The sequence below is a fragment of the Enterobacter cloacae complex sp. IR5441 genome (assembly GCF_049238215.1).
Taxonomy (GTDB): domain Bacteria; phylum Pseudomonadota; class Gammaproteobacteria; order Enterobacterales; family Enterobacteriaceae; genus Enterobacter; species Enterobacter hormaechei_C.
This window is the reverse complement of sequence record NZ_JBMKIA010000001.1, coordinates 447,948-465,788: the sequence shown is the minus strand read 5'-3', so window position 1 is coordinate 465,788 and position 17,841 is coordinate 447,948. Positions and strand designations below refer to the sequence as shown.

The 17,841-nt window shown below is 56.7% G+C and carries 11 protein-coding genes; all 11 read right to left on the bottom strand.

The genetic code is table 11. The annotated features are described in order from the left end of the window. Positions 1–16 precede the first annotated feature (16 nt). Positions 17–1,837, bottom strand: a complete 1,821-nt coding sequence (recD, locus tag ACOTX5_RS02220) for an exodeoxyribonuclease V subunit alpha (RefSeq protein WP_017692741.1) — start codon at positions 1,835–1,837, stop codon at positions 17–19. Next, entirely contained in the window at positions 1,834–5,376 is a 3,543-nt protein-coding gene (gene recB / locus ACOTX5_RS02215) for an exodeoxyribonuclease V subunit beta (RefSeq protein WP_047727309.1), read from the bottom strand. Before recB ends, recD begins: the two co-directional genes overlap by 4 nt. Further along, positions 5,373–8,255, bottom strand: coding sequence for a pitrilysin (gene ptrA / locus ACOTX5_RS02210; protein ID WP_045910743.1), 2,883 nt, complete (start codon positions 8,253–8,255; stop codon positions 5,373–5,375). The genes recB and ptrA overlap by 4 nt, the downstream gene beginning before the upstream one ends. Positions 8,256–8,394: 139 nt before the next feature. Next, entirely contained in the window at positions 8,395–11,769 is a 3,375-nt protein-coding gene (gene recC, locus ACOTX5_RS02205) for an exodeoxyribonuclease V subunit gamma (RefSeq protein WP_045910744.1), read from the bottom strand. 12 nt (positions 11,770–11,781) lie between these two features. After that, positions 11,782–12,105, bottom strand: a complete 324-nt coding sequence (locus tag ACOTX5_RS02200; RefSeq protein ID WP_023295356.1) for a prepilin-type N-terminal cleavage/methylation domain-containing protein — start codon at positions 12,103–12,105, stop codon at positions 11,782–11,784. Then, entirely contained in the window at positions 12,090–12,488 is a 399-nt protein-coding gene (locus tag ACOTX5_RS02195) for a DUF2509 family protein (protein ID WP_023295357.1), read from the bottom strand. Before ACOTX5_RS02195 ends, ACOTX5_RS02200 begins: the two co-directional genes overlap by 16 nt. Then, positions 12,485–13,045: a prepilin peptidase-dependent protein gene (locus tag ACOTX5_RS02190; protein ID WP_015571748.1), complete on the bottom strand. Its 561-nt coding sequence runs from the start codon at positions 13,043–13,045 to the stop codon at positions 12,485–12,487. The genes ACOTX5_RS02195 and ACOTX5_RS02190 overlap by 4 nt, the downstream gene beginning before the upstream one ends. Then, the gene (locus ACOTX5_RS02185) at positions 13,036–13,500 is read right to left on the bottom strand and encodes a prepilin peptidase-dependent protein (protein ID WP_039269872.1); all 465 of its coding nucleotides are present in this window, start codon (positions 13,498–13,500) and stop codon (positions 13,036–13,038) included. The genes ACOTX5_RS02190 and ACOTX5_RS02185 overlap by 10 nt, the downstream gene beginning before the upstream one ends. Positions 13,501–13,684: 184 nt before the next feature. Beyond that, entirely contained in the window at positions 13,685–14,479 is a 795-nt protein-coding gene (gene thyA, locus ACOTX5_RS02180) for a thymidylate synthase (RefSeq protein WP_015571751.1), read from the bottom strand. 6 nt (positions 14,480–14,485) lie between these two features. After that, on the bottom strand, positions 14,486–15,361 hold the full coding sequence (lgt, locus tag ACOTX5_RS02175) for a prolipoprotein diacylglyceryl transferase (protein ID WP_003862787.1): 876 nt from the start codon (positions 15,359–15,361) through the stop codon (positions 14,486–14,488). Positions 15,362–15,589: 228 nt separating this feature from the next. After that, positions 15,590–17,836, bottom strand: a complete 2,247-nt coding sequence (gene ptsP / locus ACOTX5_RS02170) for a phosphoenolpyruvate--protein phosphotransferase (protein WP_015571752.1) — start codon at positions 17,834–17,836, stop codon at positions 15,590–15,592. Positions 17,837–17,841: the final 5 nt, after the last annotated feature.

The window sequence follows — 17,841 nt, the reverse complement described above, 5'->3', positions numbered from 1 at the left end:
TGGAGAGGGCGTTCACTCAGACAGATTCAAATATCGCGCTTAATCCGCTTCTGCGCTCGGTACGGGTGGCAATCGCCTGACTCAACACGCGCTCATCCGCATACAATGACAGACGCTGGCGCGCGCGAGTAATGGCAGTGTAGACCAGCTCGCGGGTCACAACCGGCGACAGCTGTGTCGGCAGGATCAGCGCCGCATGGTTGAACTCGGAGCCCTGAGATTTATGTACCGTCATCGCCCATGCCGTTTCATGCTCTGGCAGGCGGCTGGGCTGGACGGACTTCACGCTACCGTCCGGTAGCTGGAACCAGACGCGCAGACCGTTACCGCGATCGAGCGCAATGCCGATATCCCCGTTGAACAGCCCCAGCGCACTGTCGTTGCGGGAGATCATCACTGGCCGGCCCTCATACCATCGCGAATGCAGCTGACGGTTAATTTTGCGCTTCTGCACCAGCAGCTGCTCCAGCCTGTCGTTCAGGCCCGTGACGCCAAACGGCCCTTCCCGTAATGCGCACAGAAGCTGGTATTCGCCAAATGCGGCGATGACCTGCCCGGGCTGACTGCGCTGCTGCACGCAGCTCAGAAAATGCTGGTATCCCTGGAGAGCCTCCTCAAGCATAGCCTGATACTCTTCCCCGCTTTGCAGCGATTTCTTTTCAATGTCAGTGAAGGAACCGTCAAACACCCTACGCGTGGCGTGCCTGTCGCCACGGTTGACCGCCGCAGCCAGCTGGCCGATGCCGGAGTCGCTACCGAAACGGTAGCTTTTTTGCAGCAGGCACAGGCTGTCACGCAGTGCGCCCGCGATCGGCGTGTGATCGGGTTCAAGCGAGCAACCGGTCAGACGGGCGAGCTCCTGCGCCCGCGCGGCGGTATAACCGTAACTGGCGTAGGTACAGATATCTCCCAGCACCGCCCCGGCTTCTACAGAGGCGAGCTGGTCGCGATCGCCCAGGAAAACCACGCGCGCATGGGGTGGTAGCGCATCGATCAGGCGCGACATCATGGTCAGGTCGATCATGGAGGCTTCATCCACCACCAGCACGTCCAGATGCAGCGGATTGCCCGCATGGTAGCGCAGCCGCTGGCTACCCGGCTGCGCGCCGAGCAGACGGTGCAGAGTACTTGCTTCACCCGGGAAAAGCGCAAGCTGTTCTTGGGTGAGCGGCAGCCGTTGCATCGCACCGCCCAGTGATTCGGTCAGACGCGCCGCGGCCTTCCCGGTGGGCGCCGCCAGACGAATACGGCATCGCTGCTCGCCTGAAAGCTGTATCAGGGCTGCCAGCAGCTTTGCGACGGTCGTTGTTTTCCCCGTTCCCGGGCCGCCGGATATCACCGAGATCCGCCGCGTCAGGGCGACGGCTGCCGCCACTTTCTGCCAGTCTGTGGCCTCACCGGAGTCAAACAGCCTGTCCAGCGTCTGGCGAAGCTGTGCTTCGTCGCAGGGAAGCGGCGCATTGGTCTCACTAAAGAAACGCGCTACCGTCAGTTCGTTTCGCCACAGGCGGTTCAGGTATAAGCGCTCCCCCGTAAGGATCAGCGGTGCCTGGTTGTCTCCCGGCCCGACGGCTGACGATTCACGCAAAATTTTCTGCCAGTCCACCCTTTCCCCCAGCAGCGCAAAGCAGGACTGGAGGACAGGCGGCATTTTCTCGTCAACCACCAGACGCGAGAGCGGCAGACACACATGCCCCTCTCCGGCGTCTTTACTCAACAGGGCAGCGGCAAGCATCACGGCGGGCTGGTCAGCGGCAATCATCATGGCAAACTGCACGTCCAGCTGACGCAGCACGCGTTGCTCTACCGCATCCAGCAATAAGTCCTGCATCGTCATGCCATCTCCTCCGTGTTTGCTGCAAACAGGTTATCCATTTTATTAATCAATTCCGCATCCGGACGAGTGCTGAAGATCCCGGAGCGCGGATCGGCAGCATCAACCCCGCGCAGGAACAGATAGATGACACCGCCAAAATGATCGTCGTAGCGATAATCCGCAATACGGTGGCGCAAATAGCGGTGCAGCGCCAGGGTATAGAGCTGATATTGCAGATCGTAGCGATGCATTTGCATGGCTGCCGCCATCGCCTGCTGGGTATAGGCTTCGCTGTTCTCGCCCAGCCAGTTCGATTTGTAATCCAGCAGGTAGTACCGTCCTTCGTGACGGAAGACCAGGTCGATAAACCCTTTCAGCATGCCCTGCACCTGACGGAAGTTCAGCGGCGGGCAACCGGCTGACAGCGGATCGTACTGACGGATGAGCGCATCGAGCGCGTCGGCCTTAAGCGGGCCTGCGACGGGCAGATAAAACTCCATCTCAACCTGCTTATTTTTGGCCGTTAACTGGCGAAGAGAGAAGCCCTGCGTCGTCAGCGGCGCCTGCAAAATGGCGTTGATCCAGTCAGTGATAACGGGCAGCCAGTGCGCGTCATAGCCTCCGCTCTGCAACATCTTCAGCACCCACTCCTCACTGACAGGCTGAGTGAAATCAAGCTCTTCAAAGAGGCTGTGCAAAAAGGTGCCCGGCGACGCGCCGCGTGGGAACTGATGTGGAGTTAACGTCGGTTCAACCGGAACATCGCCCACCCCTGCGGCATCCACGTCCAGCTTCGGCATGAGATCCTGCGCAATACTTTGCCCGTGCTGTTGCAGGCCAGAGTAGCTGGTGACGCGCCAGTCGTCGGCAAGCACCCGTGTGATCTGGCGCGCGTTAAGATCGGTCGCGGGCTCTTGCGCCATTTCCCAGCGGCTGTTGTCTGGCAGAGAAGGGATATGCAGGGCGATATCGTCTCCGCAAAGCGACTCAATACAGAGGCGCAACCCCGCCGCATCTTTAGGCTCACCACGCTGAATAAGCCGCCCTAAGGCGCTTAAATGGAAATCGCTCTCCCCTGTTTTCTCCCCGCGACGGCGGAAAACCGGCGCGACGCCCAGGCTGCAATGCCAGACAGAACGGGTCAGCGCCACGTAAAGCAGGCGCAAATCCTCCGCCAGACGCTCCGCTTCCGCCAGCTCAACGCTGGTTTCCGCCTTGCTGAGATCGAGCACCGCATCGAAAGTCTCGCGGTCATGATAATAGGCCTGATCCTGAACGCGGTAGTTGGCGATAAAGGGCAGCCAGACCAGCGGATACTCGAGACCTTTCGATTTGTGAATGGTGACGATTTGCACCAGATGCTTATCGCTCTCAAGACGCATCTGCTGGCTTGAGGCGTTACTGTTTGGATCCGCGATTTGCTGCGCCAGCCAGCGCACGAGGGCATGTTCACTTTCAAGCTGGGTGCCGGCTTCCTGCAACAGTTCGCTGATGTGTAAAATATCGGTAAGACGCCTTTCACCGCCCGATGACGCCAGCATATTTTCGGCAATCTGGCGCCGCGTCATCAATTCGCGCAGCATCGCCATGACGCCGCGTTTTTGCCAGCGTTCACGGTAATGGACAAACTCTTCCACCACCGTATCCCATGCGTTTTCGTCATGGTTGAGCTCATCAATATCGCGCGCGTTCAACCCCAGCATAGAGCTGGCCAGCGCGCTTCGAAGCGTATTTTCGCGCTCCGGGGCCAGCACCGCCTGAAGCAGCCAGAGCATTTCCTGGGCTTCCAGCGTGTCGAACACGCTGTCGCGGTTAGAGAGATACACTGACGGAATATCCAGCAGCGTTAGCGCATCGCGGATTAGCGCCGCTTCCTGACGACTGCGCACCAGCACGGTAATATCAGAGGCTTTAACAGGATTTGCCTGTTCCCCCTGCCAAAGCAGCGCCTCGCCGCGCGCGCCTGCGCTCAGCCAGTCACGGATTTGTGCGGCGCAGTGCTGGGCCATCGCCGCCTGATAGTCGGCAACCCCATAGCCTTCCCCTTCCAGCAGCCAGAAGGTCATGGCGGGTTGCACCGCGCTACTGACTTCGAAGCGCAGGGATGCGTTTTTTGGGGCGGATTTCACCGGCAGGAAAGGGATTTCATTGAACATGAACGCCGTCTCCATACGGCTGAACAGCGCATTGACGCTCTCAACCATCCCCGGCGCGGAACGCCAGTTAGTGTCTAACGTGTAATGCGCGACAACCTCACTACGGGCTTTCATATAGGTGAAGATATCTGCCCCACGGAAGGCGTAAATCGCCTGTTTAGGGTCGCCTATCAACAACAGGGCAGTGTCGGGCTGCTGTCGCCAGATGCGGCGAAAAATGCGGTACTGCTGAGGGTCGGTGTCCTGAAATTCGTCAATCATCGCCACCGGAAAACGGGTACGGATCGCGCTGGCGAGCGCTTCACCATTTTCGCTGGATAGCGCCTCGTCCAGGCGGCTCAGCATGTCATCAAACCCCAGCTCGCCCCGGCGACGTTTTTCGCGCGCGACGGCCTGGCGGATCTCCGTCATAGCGCGGGTGATCATCAGGTCATTGAGCGTTAATGGCTCCGCAAGCAGCGCATCAATCGCCACAAACAGGGAATGCTCAGGCACAATGCCGTCGGCTTTGGTTCGCTCGGTCAAAAAGCGCTGCGAAAATTTTTCCAGCGCGTCCGGAAGCTGGTAGCCCCGCGTCTCCTCCTGGGCCCAGGCGCTGATCTTTTCGATCCACTTCCCCTGGTTCCCACGGTTGAACTTGCGTCTGTCGATGCCTGAGTTTTCGATGATTGCATCAATTTCACCAACCGACTCATTCCACTTCTGCTTAAGCGCCGCAATTTTGGCGACGATCTTTTCATGGCGCGAGGCCAGCGTTTCATCGGCAGGCGGCGGAGATTTAATGACCGGCGCTTCGCCTTGCAGGTAACGGTCGATGGCGCGAAGAAGCTCTTCCGGACCTTTCCACAGGGCGTGAACCGCTTCGGCAATGTCGCGCTGCAACGGATAACAATGACGACGCCAGAAATCCGCACAGGCCTGATAGCGAAGCTCGGATTCATCTTCAATAAGCTGCTGCTCAAAGAGCATGCCGGATTCAAACGCATTCAGGCTTAACATGCGCTGACAAAAACCGTGAATGGTGAAGACGGACGCTTCATCCATTTGCCGCTCGGCCAGCAGCAGCCATTGCGCAGCCTGTTGTTTATCCGCAATCTCGTCCAGCAGGCTCGCGTAGAGGGGGTTATCCGTCGTCTGACGCAGACAGGCGATGCGCAGCTCATGAATGTTGCTGCGAATACGGCCACGCAGCTCGGCAGTGGCCGCTTCGGTGAAGGTTACCACCAGCAGCTCTTCCACGCTTAACGGGCGCGAAAAAGCGGCGTTGCCGCCGAGCCCCAACAGCAGACGCAGATAGAGCGCGGCGATGGTATAGGTTTTTCCCGTTCCCGCTGAGGCTTCAATCAGTCGCTCACCCTGTAGAGGTAAACTTAGGGGATCAAGCGGCTCAGCGGTATGGGTCATTCTTTCTTACTCCAGGGCATAGTTTGTTGAAGCGCGCTGACGCTCTTCCAGACGGTCCACTCTTTTGATTTTACGTAGTCCGTTTTCCCGTTCTGGCTGCCAGAAACCTGAGACAGGATGGACATACCCTGCGGTTTTACTACCGCCTGATGGAAGAAATCGGCAACCTTTTGTGGCGTCAGCTGTTTTATTTCGGCCACTATTTTATCACGCGAATCAAATTTCATATTACCGCGATCAAAATCTTTGCTCAGCTGCGAGGCCTCTTCACCCAGCGTCTGCGGCGGCTGCATCACCTGGGCGATAACCGCCTGCTGGATCTGGGCAAACTCTTCCGGCTTCATGGCGCGCAGTTTTGCTTCCGCCTGCGGGAAGAACGCCTGATAACGCTGCCACAGGTAAGCGGGTTGCTTGTCGCTGCTTTGCAGAAGGAAGCCCAGCCCCCACTGACGGCCCACATTCATAGAGAAAGCGAATACCGCATAGCCCAGCTGCTCTTCGGTGCGCAGCTGGTTGTAAAACCACGGCTGAATAATTTGACCGAGAACCGCACTCTGGGCAGAGCTGGTAAATTCGTCATAACCGACAGGGACAAACACCGCGGCCAGCGCGGAATCCGTGCTGCTTCCCGCTTTTTCGAAGATCACGTTCTGCTTTTTCTCTACCAGCACATCCTGATTACGGCACCACTCATCGCCTTTTGAACCCAGTTGCGCACGGACGTTTTGCGCCAGCGTTTTAGCCTGTTCTTCGCTCATATTCCCTACAACCAGGAACTCCGGACGGGTATTGGTTTTCAGCGCATCACGGTAAGCCAGCACCTCTTTTAAGGTGACTGAGGGCAATAACGCGCGGCGATCTTCGCGCTGGAAGTACGGAATTTGCGACAGCATCTGTGCTGGCATAATCGCCTGATCGTAGGCTTTACCCTTCTCGGCAGAATCCATCATCTGGGCATACCAGGACTTAGCCTGCTCGAGCTGTTCTTCCGTAGGCGTATAGCTGAAATAACCGTCCAGCAGCGCCTGGAACAGCTGCGGCAAACGCTGGGTATAGCCGTTGGCATTCACCATCAGGCCGTTATTGGCGTTGGTGGAGAAACTGATACCACCAACGGCAGCCTGGTTGCTGAGCTGATCGAGAGCAATACCGGCCAGATAATCGTTAAGCGCAAACAGCACCTGGTTTCTGGCGCTGTCCATTGCTTTGGGGTTACGCAGCACCACGCTAACATCCGCTTTTGGCTCGTCGGCGAAATAGCGGCTTGGGGTGTAGACCACGCGCAGCGTCGGCTCATCAACAATCAGCTCCGGGTGCGGATACGCCTTTGCGGGTTTGATCAGCGAGAAATCGTCCGGGATGTAGGGGTTAAGTTCCGGTAACGTCAGCGCAATTTCCCCCGCCTTTTTCTGCCAGCCCGCGAAGGTCTGTTCGCTGATTTTTTCAACCTGATACGGGGCATCAACGAAGTAGGCCATTTTGTTATGCGGTTCGTTCGGGCTGATATACCAGACGCGGGCATTCTGCGGAGTCATCATCGCCAGACGCGCTTTGAGCGCTCCGGCGTCATACTGGTCGGCAATATTTACCGCATCCAGCGTATGTTCCACCGGCACGCGGATCATGGTATCTGCCAGCCACTCAACGTAGTCCATATCACGCGTGATAGAGGGATAGCGGAAATCGAGATCCAGCACGTGCGCCAGCTCGTCAAAGTAGCGTTTATCGACGCCTTTATCGCGCAGCAGAGAGAGGTAACTGAAAATGGCCGCAACGACGTCGTCCCGGTGAGCCAGCCCTTTATCGGTCAGCGTCGCGGAGATGGCCAGCACGCCGCTATTCCCATTTACAACGGGATCGGAGTCAGAGCGAATACCTTCCACCAGCCCCTGCTTTTGCAGCCAGTCGGAGAGCGTACCCGGGCTGCGGTTGCCGATAAGATACGTCACCAGCTCGTCGGTTTTGCTGCGGAACTGCGCCGTGTTGTTATCAATACGGAATTCAACGCGTAACACCTTGCGCGGCAAGGCCGGCACATAGTGAATAACAATACCTTTTTGCGCGTCCGTGACAACCGGCACGTTAATCTGCGGCAGATCGATATTTTTATTTGGCACCCTGCCGTAGGTCTGCGCGGCCATGTTTGCCAGCGTCGGCAACGGTTTATTGCTGTAGATAACCGCTTTCATCAGATTGGCGGAATAGTATTTTTCACGAAACGCATGCAGCGCATCGAGCACCGGGCTACCTGGCTTGTCGCTCAGCGTTTCAAGGTTGCCGCCTGAGAAGCGCGAACCCGGGTGCGCCGGATTGATGGTTTCAGCGCTAACCTGCGCCATGCGCATACCGTCTCGCGTGCGCGCCATCGTCAGTTCGGCGTTCACGGCATTACGTTCACGGTCAGCGTATTTTTTATCCAGCAGCGGTGCGGCAATGGCATCCGCCAGACGGTCCACCGCCCCATCAAGCGCATCATTTTCCACTTCCAGGTAAAACGCGGTGCGATACGGCGCGGTACTGGCGTTGTGGCTGCCGCCATGCATTTTCAGAAATTCGGACAGGCTGTCAGGCTGTGGGTATTTTTTAGAGCCCATCAGCGTCATGTGCTCAAGGTAGTGAGCCAGTCCAGGATGGGCGTCAGGATCTTCCAGCGAACCCACCGGCACAACCAGCGCGGAGAGCGATTTCACCGCCTGAGGATCGGAAACCAGCAGCACGGTCATCCCGTTATCAAGACGAATCGCCTGATACTCACGGGTGTCCTTATCGCTCTTACGGATTGTTTCCTTGACAGGTTGCCAACCGGAATCGGCCTGAGTGACGGGAGCCCAAAGGGCGATAAACAAAACAAACGCTTTGAACAAGGTGCTGCCTGGCATTACGACCTCTTTATCACGGCTACATCATTAACAACGTGCGTGCTGGACACGCCAGCATCTCTTTCTTTGGGTACATCAGTCCGTGATAAGAGGTGCATCATAAATGAACACCTCATACTGCGCAATTTTTATACAGCACTCAGGACTGATTAAATTTGAACAACGGTAACAGGTAGCGTTGCGCCTCCAGGGTGATAATGTCGAAATATTCTGGCTCCAGCGTGCGCCATAAACGTTGATACCAGACATCGTCACCTTCGCCACGTACCATCATGTTCCCTTCGTAGGCCTGCAAAAACTTGCTGCGCGCTTTCTGGAGCGAAGCCTCATCCGTTAACATGGCATCATTCTGCGCGTCGTAACAGGCTTTTATCCACGCCCCCCCACTTTCAGGCAGCAAAAGCAGAGGTTTGTTCATGCCCTGACGGTAACCTTCAATATAAAGCGACAGATACGTCAACGCCTGCTCAGGCTCCATCGGCGGGAAACGCCATTCGCCGTCCTTACGTACAAACAACCGGCTTTCACCTTCGTGACCACTCGCACTGTAGACAAGATGTTCGAGCCAGAGTTGCAGGCCATGTGAAACGCTGAGCATGGATGGCCGCCAGCGCAGCAGCCCGTCAGACTGCACGTGCGTGAGCCAGCCGCTGAGGTGCATACCGTTACAATCGAGATCGATTTCAATGCTGCTCGCCGGCTGCCGACACGCGATAACGCGGTCAGCAAGCGCTCGCATCTCCTCGCACTGGGCATCCCAGACGATTTCGCCGAATGCACCATACGGAAGTAATCCCGACGCCCTGTAACGTCGGAACAGTTTACTGGCGTCTTCTTCGTCAACCAGCGCATTCAGAAGCTGGGAATTAAGCTTAAAACGCTCCAGCCCATCAAGAATAAACGGTTCCGCATCGGGGATTTCGCTCTCTTCAGAGCGGAAATTCACCTGCAAGCGTTGCTGGAAAAAAGCCCGGACCGGGTGCGCCCAAAAACGCTGTAGCTGCTCAAACGAGAGGGTATCTATGACGCGCGGCTCGAGCGTCTGAATAAAATCGGTTTGCGGCGTCCCCGCTTTCTTCGCGGCGGGAAGCCACTCGCGGGCGTAGCTTTGCAGTTCATCAGGAACGTAATTGACAGGATCAAACGGCATACGGCTATGGTGACAGGTGATATGCGCTATCACCCGACGTTCGCTTTCGTCGCAGTTGCAGGCTTCATCGCCCGGCAGATAGTGACTCTGTCCGATGTAATCCACCAGCTCCTGCACCAGCACAGACGGGAAACGCTCGCTGTTGTCCTGAATTGAACGACCGATATAGCTGATATACAGCCTGCTTTGCGCAGACATCAGCGCCTCAAGAAAGAGATAACGGTCATCATCGCGGCGGCTGCGGTCGCCCCGCTTCGGTTGTGCGCTCATGAGATCAAAACCCAGAGGTGGAAGCGCACGCGGATAAATACCGTCGTTCATGCCAAGCAGACAGACCACTTTGAACGGGATTGAACGCATTGGCATCAGGGTACAAATATTCACCGGCCCCGCAAGGAAGCGCTGGCTGATGCGCTCCTGATCGAGACGTTGCGTCAGCTCATCACGCAGAAGCGAAAGAGGAACCGCCTCGTGATAGTGCGAATTAACCCCCTCATCAACGATGGCCTGCCACTGCTTCTCGATAAGCGCCATGGCGGCTTCAGTTTCGCTGTCCGGCAGAAAGAAATCATTCAGCATTTCGCGGCAAATCGGCAGCCACTCTTCGAGCGGGCGGGGCTGCATCAACGCACGGCGCCAGCGGTTGAGCTGCATAAGCAGCGAGGCTAAGTGACCAACCAGTTCCGCGATCAACCCACTGGATTCATCGTACGGCAGCACGTCATTCCATTCGCCGTGGATGCTCTCCATCGCATACCCCAGCAGCATGCGCGTCAGGCCAAACTGCCAGGTATGCTGGCCGGTCGCAGGCAGTTCGAACTCCTGGACGTTATCATCGTCGATACCCCAGCGGACACCAGATTCGTTGACCCACTGGCGCAGATAGCGCAACCCCTCTTCGTTAATGTTGAAACGTGCGGCCAGAACTGGCACATCCAGCAGTGCCAGCACATCCTCAGAGATAAACCGGCTATCAGGCAGCAAAAGCAGGCTGAGAAAGGCCTGTAGCGCCGGGTGTGACTGACGAGCGCGACGGTCAGAGATTGCGTAGGGCAGATAGCGGTCGCCCGTTGCGCTGCCAAATACCGCCTGAATAAACGGGCTGTAGCTGTCGATATCCGCCACCATCACCACGATATCGCGCGGTGTCAGGGTTGGATCGTCCTGTAACATGGCCAGCAGGCGGTCATGAAGAATTTCAACTTCACGCTGTGGGCTGTGGCAAACGTGGATCGCGATACTGCGATCGTCAGGATCCAGTTTTCGCTTCTTGTCGCTTCGCGCAAACTCTTCGGCAGTGATCCCGGCAACGGCACGGTTTTCCAAATCCAGAATATCAAGCTGAATATTGTGCAGCAGGCTGTCCGGCGTAATATCCGCAAACGCATCCACATCCCCTTCTCCCGAAGAGGTGATATCTGAAAGCAGATAAATATAGTCGCGTCCGAGCTTGCCCCACGAGGCAAGCAGCGGGTTCGGCAGGTTCTGAATCCCTTCTTCATCAAAAAGCTGCGCCGCGTTTTCACTGTCTTTAAACAGCGGCACGGCGCGCTCTTCAAAGAGGCGCTTTCTCTGGCGGGTAACCAGCCGTGAAAGCCAGCGCGGATCCTGAATATCCCCCCAATAGTGTCGACACGGGTTGGTAAAGAGGATATGGATATCAGTGTGCTTACCGAGCGCTTTTAGCGCGTTCAGGTAGACAGGCGGCAGCGCGGAGATACCGCAAATGAACACGCGTGACGGCAAACGGGCTGGCCGTTCTGCGCTGTTCTCAAGTATTGAGATAAAGCGATCGTACAGGTTAGCACGGTGCCACTTAGGCTGACCGAGTTTCCCGGTATGCTCGACCAGCGCTTTCCAGAGCGGCGCCTGCCAGATTTGCGCTTCCGGTAACCCATCGACTAATTCTCCCGCTTCCCAGCGAATCAGCCATTCTGCACGGTAAACCAGATACTGGTCATAAAGGTCGGCAGTACGTGAGGCAAGCTGGAAAAGTTTACGCTTGTCGGTGTCGTCATTCAGGTAGTGCCGCAGCATGGCAAACTCATCATGCGCCAGCATGTCCGGCAGCAGCGTCATCAGTTTCCAGGCCATACTTTGTTTGTTGAAGGCGCTCTGCTCAGGAATATCCGGCAGGACGCGAACAAACATCTCCCAGATAAAGCTCGCGGGCAGCGGAAAATCGATGTTCGCCGCAATGCCAAATTTCTGCGAAAGGGACATTTGCAGCCACTGCGCCATACCGGTGCTCTGCACCAGCACCATTTCTGGCTCAAACGGATCGTCAAGACGCTCTTGCTCAACGATATACTCCATCAGTGCTTCCAGCACATCCAGACGATTTGAGTGGTAAACCCTTAGCATAAACGCTCCCGACTAGCGGCTAACCGGGCAATGCAGACGCGTCAACGCGCCCTGCCGCCCCATAGGAGAAATAAGTGTGACCGTGATGCTGACACATCCGGACTGTGTTGTCTGCCCCCGGCTGACCTGCCAGCCCGGCGGGAGCGTTAATGTTGAGATCTGCGACTGATTCCACGCATGATGCCATAGCTGACGATACTGGCTAAGCGCCGCATACCGGGCTGCCAGCGCGCGATGATAGCCGGATAACGCCATCACAACCACAACCAGCAACATCATTGCCAGCAAAACCTCAACCATGCTAAATCCTTTTTGTCTGCTCAGGGTAACTGACATAGCGTACTTTCCTTAAGGGGGCAGAAATCACTCCAGCCGTGGGCGGAAAAGCGTATCTGCCCCTCCGAGATGTCCCCGCCTCGCCATAGCAATAGATTGTCATTGCCGGCAATAAGCAACACACGCGCCCCAAACAGCCTTATACAGACCCGCAAACGTTGTGTCTGTTTGCACTGAACCTCTGGCTGTAAAGCCCATTCCTGAACGCGCCCCCACTCCAGTGCAGATTGCACGGTAGCCTGCTGGCGAACAGACAAACTCTCGCCACTTACCAGCGTGCTAAAGGTTTGCAGCTGCTGATTTAATCCGGTGAGGATCAGCGTGCCGAGCACCAGTAATAGCAGGACCAGCGCCAGCGATGACATGCCCCGCTGACGATTCACAGATTAAACCCCGTTACGGTATGGCGAGCCGAAAAGGGTGCGGCCAGTTCACCTTTGCGGCGGGCACGCAGCTCGATACTGATGACCGGCGCAAAGCCATCATGATCGGTTTTAGTGACCATAAATTGCTCTATCAGGACCCGATCCGGGTCGGTGAGCTTATCCCATCCCTTACCGTCACAGGATGTGGCGCCCCGCAGCGTTTCAAGCGATCCGGACTCAAGCCGGAATCCCGTACTGTCGTTTTCTGATGCGGTGCTATCCCACTGGCCGTTGCTGTTCGCATCCCATAGCACAATCGCACATCGTCCTTGCCTGCCGATGATCATCCCCTGCCCCTGGCAATGCCCTGCACAATATCCTGCCCTCTGAAACTGTTTACCGATCGCGAACAGACGTTGCCAGACCTCATCCTCCAGCTCCTGCTGTCCGGATTGCAGTAAAACACCCCGCTGTAGCCCCGGTAAAAAACGTGACGTGCTGAGTAACAGAATGCTGCTTATCGTCATCGCAATAAGCACTTCCAGCAGGGAAAACCCTTTTCGATTTACTGGCATGCACCTTCTCCTGCGGCATTACACAGCCTGATACGTCCGCCATTTGAGACAATAACCCACCACCCACCAGCGCGGCTCTGCACGCGGATATGTCCGGCCCATGCGGTATCCCTTAAACCGTAAAATCCCAGCGCAGGGGTTATGTCGCTTATCGTGACCTCGGGCCACATCGGCTTCATCACGAACGGTCCGCCGCTGTCACAACCGGTCACCGCTGAACTGGCCAGACACTCCTTTTCACCGTCGTTATACAGCGCGATCCTGTGCTCGCTGTTGTGACGGTTGGCGTCATTGCGCAAAAACACCAGGTAATCCCGCACCTGGCAGGCGGTTTGCCAAAGCCGCTGCCGCTGCTGCCAGCTGTCCCAGACATAGAGCCCTGTGGCGCTGAGGATCACTGTCAGCGAAACGGCGATAAGGGTTTCGATAAGCGTAAAGCCTTGTTCGTTTTTCATGGCGGGAGTGTGGCGGAATAGCAAAAACGGTGCGAGCGTCAAACCAGAACTTTACGAGCCGCTTTCCGGAGATTTTCACCCGTTGCAACGCGTTGCATCATCTCTGGAAACAGGCTCGAAAAACAAAACGGGCGTGAAAAAAAACCGGCGCTAAAGAGCACCGGTTGTGTCAGGATTTGCCGTATCAGATGGCGACAGGAGCTTTAATGCCGGGATGCGGGTCGTAACCCTCAATCTCGAAATCATCAAAACGGTAATCGAAGATCGATTCCGGTTTACGTTTGATCACCAGCTTCGGCAATGCACGCGGTTCGCGCGTCAGCTGGAGATGCGTCTGTTCCATATGATTACTGTAGAGGTGGGTATCACCGCCCGTCCAGACAAAATCGCCCACTTCAAGATCGCACTGCTGCGCCATCATGTGCACCAACAGCGCGTAGCTGGCGATGTTAAACGGCAAGCCGAGGAACACGTCGCAGGAGCGTTGATAGAGCTGGCAGGAGAGCTTGCCGTCCGCCACATAGAACTGGAAAAACGCGTGGCAAGGCGCCAGCGCCATTTTATCCAGTTCCCCCACGTTCCAGGCAGAGACAATGATACGGCGCGAGTCCGGGTCATTTTTCAGCTGGTTCATGACGGTCGTGATCTGGTCAATATGGCGGCCGTCCGGGGTAGGCCACGCGCGCCATTGCTTGCCGTAGACCGGCCCCAGGTCGCCGTTCTCATCTGCCCACTCGTCCCAGATGGAGACATTGTTTTCATGCAGATAAGCAACGTTGGTATCGCCTTGCAGGAACCAGAGCAGTTCATGAATGATCGAGCGCAGATGGCAGCGCTTCGTTGTCACCAGAGGAAAGCCTTCTTGCAGATTGAAGCGCATCTGGTGGCCAAAAATGGAGAGCGTACCGGTGCCGGTACGGTCGTTTTTCGGCGTGCCCTCGTCGAGCACTTTTTTCATCAATTCAAGATACTGTTTCATGATTCCTCAGGAAAGTTGTTGCTGTGGACGACGACGATACGCCCAAATCATCATAATGGCACCCGCGACAATCATCGGGATGGAGAGGATCTGCCCCATGCTGATGTACTGTACCCATTCCCCGGTAAACTGCGCATCCGGCTGGCGGAAGAACTCGACGATGATACGAAACGCGCCGTAGCCAATCAGGAACAGACCGGAGACAGCCCCCATTGGGCGCGGTTTGCGGATATACAGATTCAGGATGATGAACAGCACCACGCCTTCCAGCGCCAGCTCATAGAGCTGTGACATATGGCGCGGCAGAACGCCGTAGGTATCGAAAATGGACTGCCACTCAGGATGCGAAGGCAGCAGCGCGATGTCCTCCGCGCGGGAACCCGGGAACAGCATGGTAAACGGCACGCTCGGATCGACACGCCCCCACAGTTCACCGTTGATGAAGTTGCCAAGACGCCCTGCGCCCAGCCCAAACGGGATTAACGGCGCAATAAAATCAGCCACCTGGAAGAAGTTGCGTTTGGTGCGTCTGGCGAAGATCACCATGACCAGGATCACACCAATCAGCCCGCCGTGGAAAGACATGCCACCGTCCCAGACGCGGAACAGATAGAGCGGGTCGTTCAGGAATACCGGGAAATTATAGAACAGGACATAACCGATGCGACCGCCCAGGAACACGCCGAGGAAGCCGGCATAAAGCAGGTTTTCCACTTCGTTCTTCGTCCAGCCGCTGCCTGGACGACTGGCGCGACGGCCAGCAAGCCACATGGCAAAGACGAAGCCCACCAGGTACATCAGACCGTACCAGTGCAGCGCTACAGGTCCTATTGAGAAAATAACCGGATCGAATTCCGGAAAATGCAGATAACCACTGTTCATCTGTCACCACAAGATGTTGTTATTCCGCTGAAAGTGGACAGCGGGTGAATTGCATTCCCGCCGTTGGCAGGTGCTCCAAAGTTGCGAATCATAGCATAAGGCAGGCGTGGAGGATGCGCCTGAGATGTAAAAGATGTGTATAGGGTTTCATGCGCGCTGTTCCCCCTCACCCCATCCCTCTCCCTCAAGGGAGAGGGGGTCGTCGGAGCCGTCATTATTTTGTGGGGATCAGCGGCCGCCCCGGATCAAACCGCCCATGCCGCGTCGCTCCATAAACGCAGCCACCTGATGGCGCACTTCGGCTGCCAGCTGTGCTTCCAGGCTACGCGCGGCCAGTTCGCGCGCCTCATCTTGTTCGATGTGACGTAACAGGTATTTCACACGCGCAACGGAACGTCCGTTCATTGACAGGTGACGGAAACCGAGACCAATCAGGATCGCCACGCACATCGGATCGCCGGCCATTTCACCGCACAGGCGCAGGTCGATATTATGCTGCTCGGCTTCGCGGGCGATCATCGCCAGGGCACGAAGCATCGCCGGATGCAGGCTATCGTAGATGCTGGCAACGCGCGTATTGTTGCGATCGACCGCCAGAATGTATTGCGTTAAGTCGTTGGTGCCAACGGAGATAAAATCAACGCGGGTCGCCAGCTGCGGCAACATAAAGACCATCGAAGGCACTTCAAGCATCACGCCAATACGGGGTTTAGGGATCGCATAGCCGATCATCTCTTCCACTTCGCGCCCTGCACGTTCTATCAACCGCCGCGCTTCGTCGATCTCGTCAATACTGGTGACCATCGGCAGCAAAATGCTGAGATTCCCCGTGGCCGCGTTGGCACGCAGCATCGCACGAACCTGGATAAGGAAGATTTCCGGCTGATCGAGGGTTATGCGGATCCCACGCCAGCCGAGGCAGGGATTCTCTTCACTGATGGGCATATAGGGCAGTTGCTTATCCGCGCCGACGTCCAGGGTGCGCAACGTGACGGGTTTATCGTTAAACATCTGCAACATGCCCTGATACTGCGCCACCTGCTCCTCTTCTGACGGGAAGCCGCTTTGCAGCATAAACGGTATTTCGGTGCGGTAGAGGCCGATGCCATCGATGCGGCTGCCGAGCTTCTCTTCATGCTCAGGGCTTAAGCCAGCATTGAGCATCACCTTCACACGCTCACCGCTCTTGAGCTGCGCGGGCAGGTTGACGTCATCTTCCGCCAGCTTGCTTAATTCATTCTCTTCGCTGATAAGACGCTGGTACTCCTGAAGGAGAACCGGCTCAGGATCCACCAGCAACTCACCGCGGTATCCGTCCACCACCAGCGTACGGCGGTGCAGTACGGAGGGCTGAATATCCGCCCCCATCACGGTCGGAATACCGAGCGCGCGCACCATAATGGCGGCATGGGAGTTAGCTGCGCCATCGCGCACCACTACGCCCGCCAGCCTGTCCTGCGGTAATTCCGCCAGCGTCGTCGCCGAGAGTTCATCGGCCACCAGTACAAACCGGCTCGGCCAGGCATTCGCCCCCTGAATAGTATCATCAAGGTGGAACAGCAGACGTTGCCCAAGCGCGCGTAAATCGCCGGCGCGCTCTTTCAGATAACCGTCAGTCAGCACCGCAAACTGCTCGGCAAATTTTTCAATGACCTTTTTAACCGCCCACTCTGCCACCGAACCTTTATCGACCTCGGCAAATAACTCACGACGCAAACGCGCATCGGAAAGCAGGTGTGAGTAGAGGTCGAAAATGGCCGCCGTCTCTTTTTGAGCGCCAGCGGCAAAGCGTTTGCTGTAGCGACGAAACTCATTCGCCGCCTCTTCCAGCGCAGCGGTAAGCCGTTCGCGCTCAAGCGCTTCATCCAGCGTCGAGGCTTCATAGACCTGCTCCATCAGGGGGAGCGTGGCATCCATCCAGCCTTCGGCAATCGCGACGCCCGGCGAGGCCGGAAGCGCGCGGATGCGGGTATGACGATACTGCCCAAAAAGGGCTGCCAGCTGAGACTGGGAGAGGATCGCAGCCATCTGCGTTGCCAGCGTAACGAGGAAAGACTCCTCGCTTTCGTCGTACTGCCGCAACTCTCGTTGCTGGACAACAAGCACGCCAAGCAGTTGACGGCGCTGAATAATCGGCACGCCAAGGAAAGCGCGGAACCGCTCCTCTTTGACGGAAGGGATATATTTGAAGCTGGGGTGTTTTTGCGCATCGGCAAGGTTGATTGGCTCCGCCAGTCGCCCGACCAGGCCAACAATACCTTCATCAAACGCGAGCGTGACGGTGCGTCCCCGTGGTTTTTTTAAACCGCGGGTTGCCATCAGGTAGTAGCAACGTCGGTCATGGTCGGCCAGGTAGACCGAACAGACCTCGGTTTCCATCGCAAGACAGATGTCCGTCACCAGAATATTCAGCGCCTCGTTGAGGCGAGGCGCACTGGCAACCTTTTCAACTATTTCTCGCAAGCGGGTGAGCATGATTT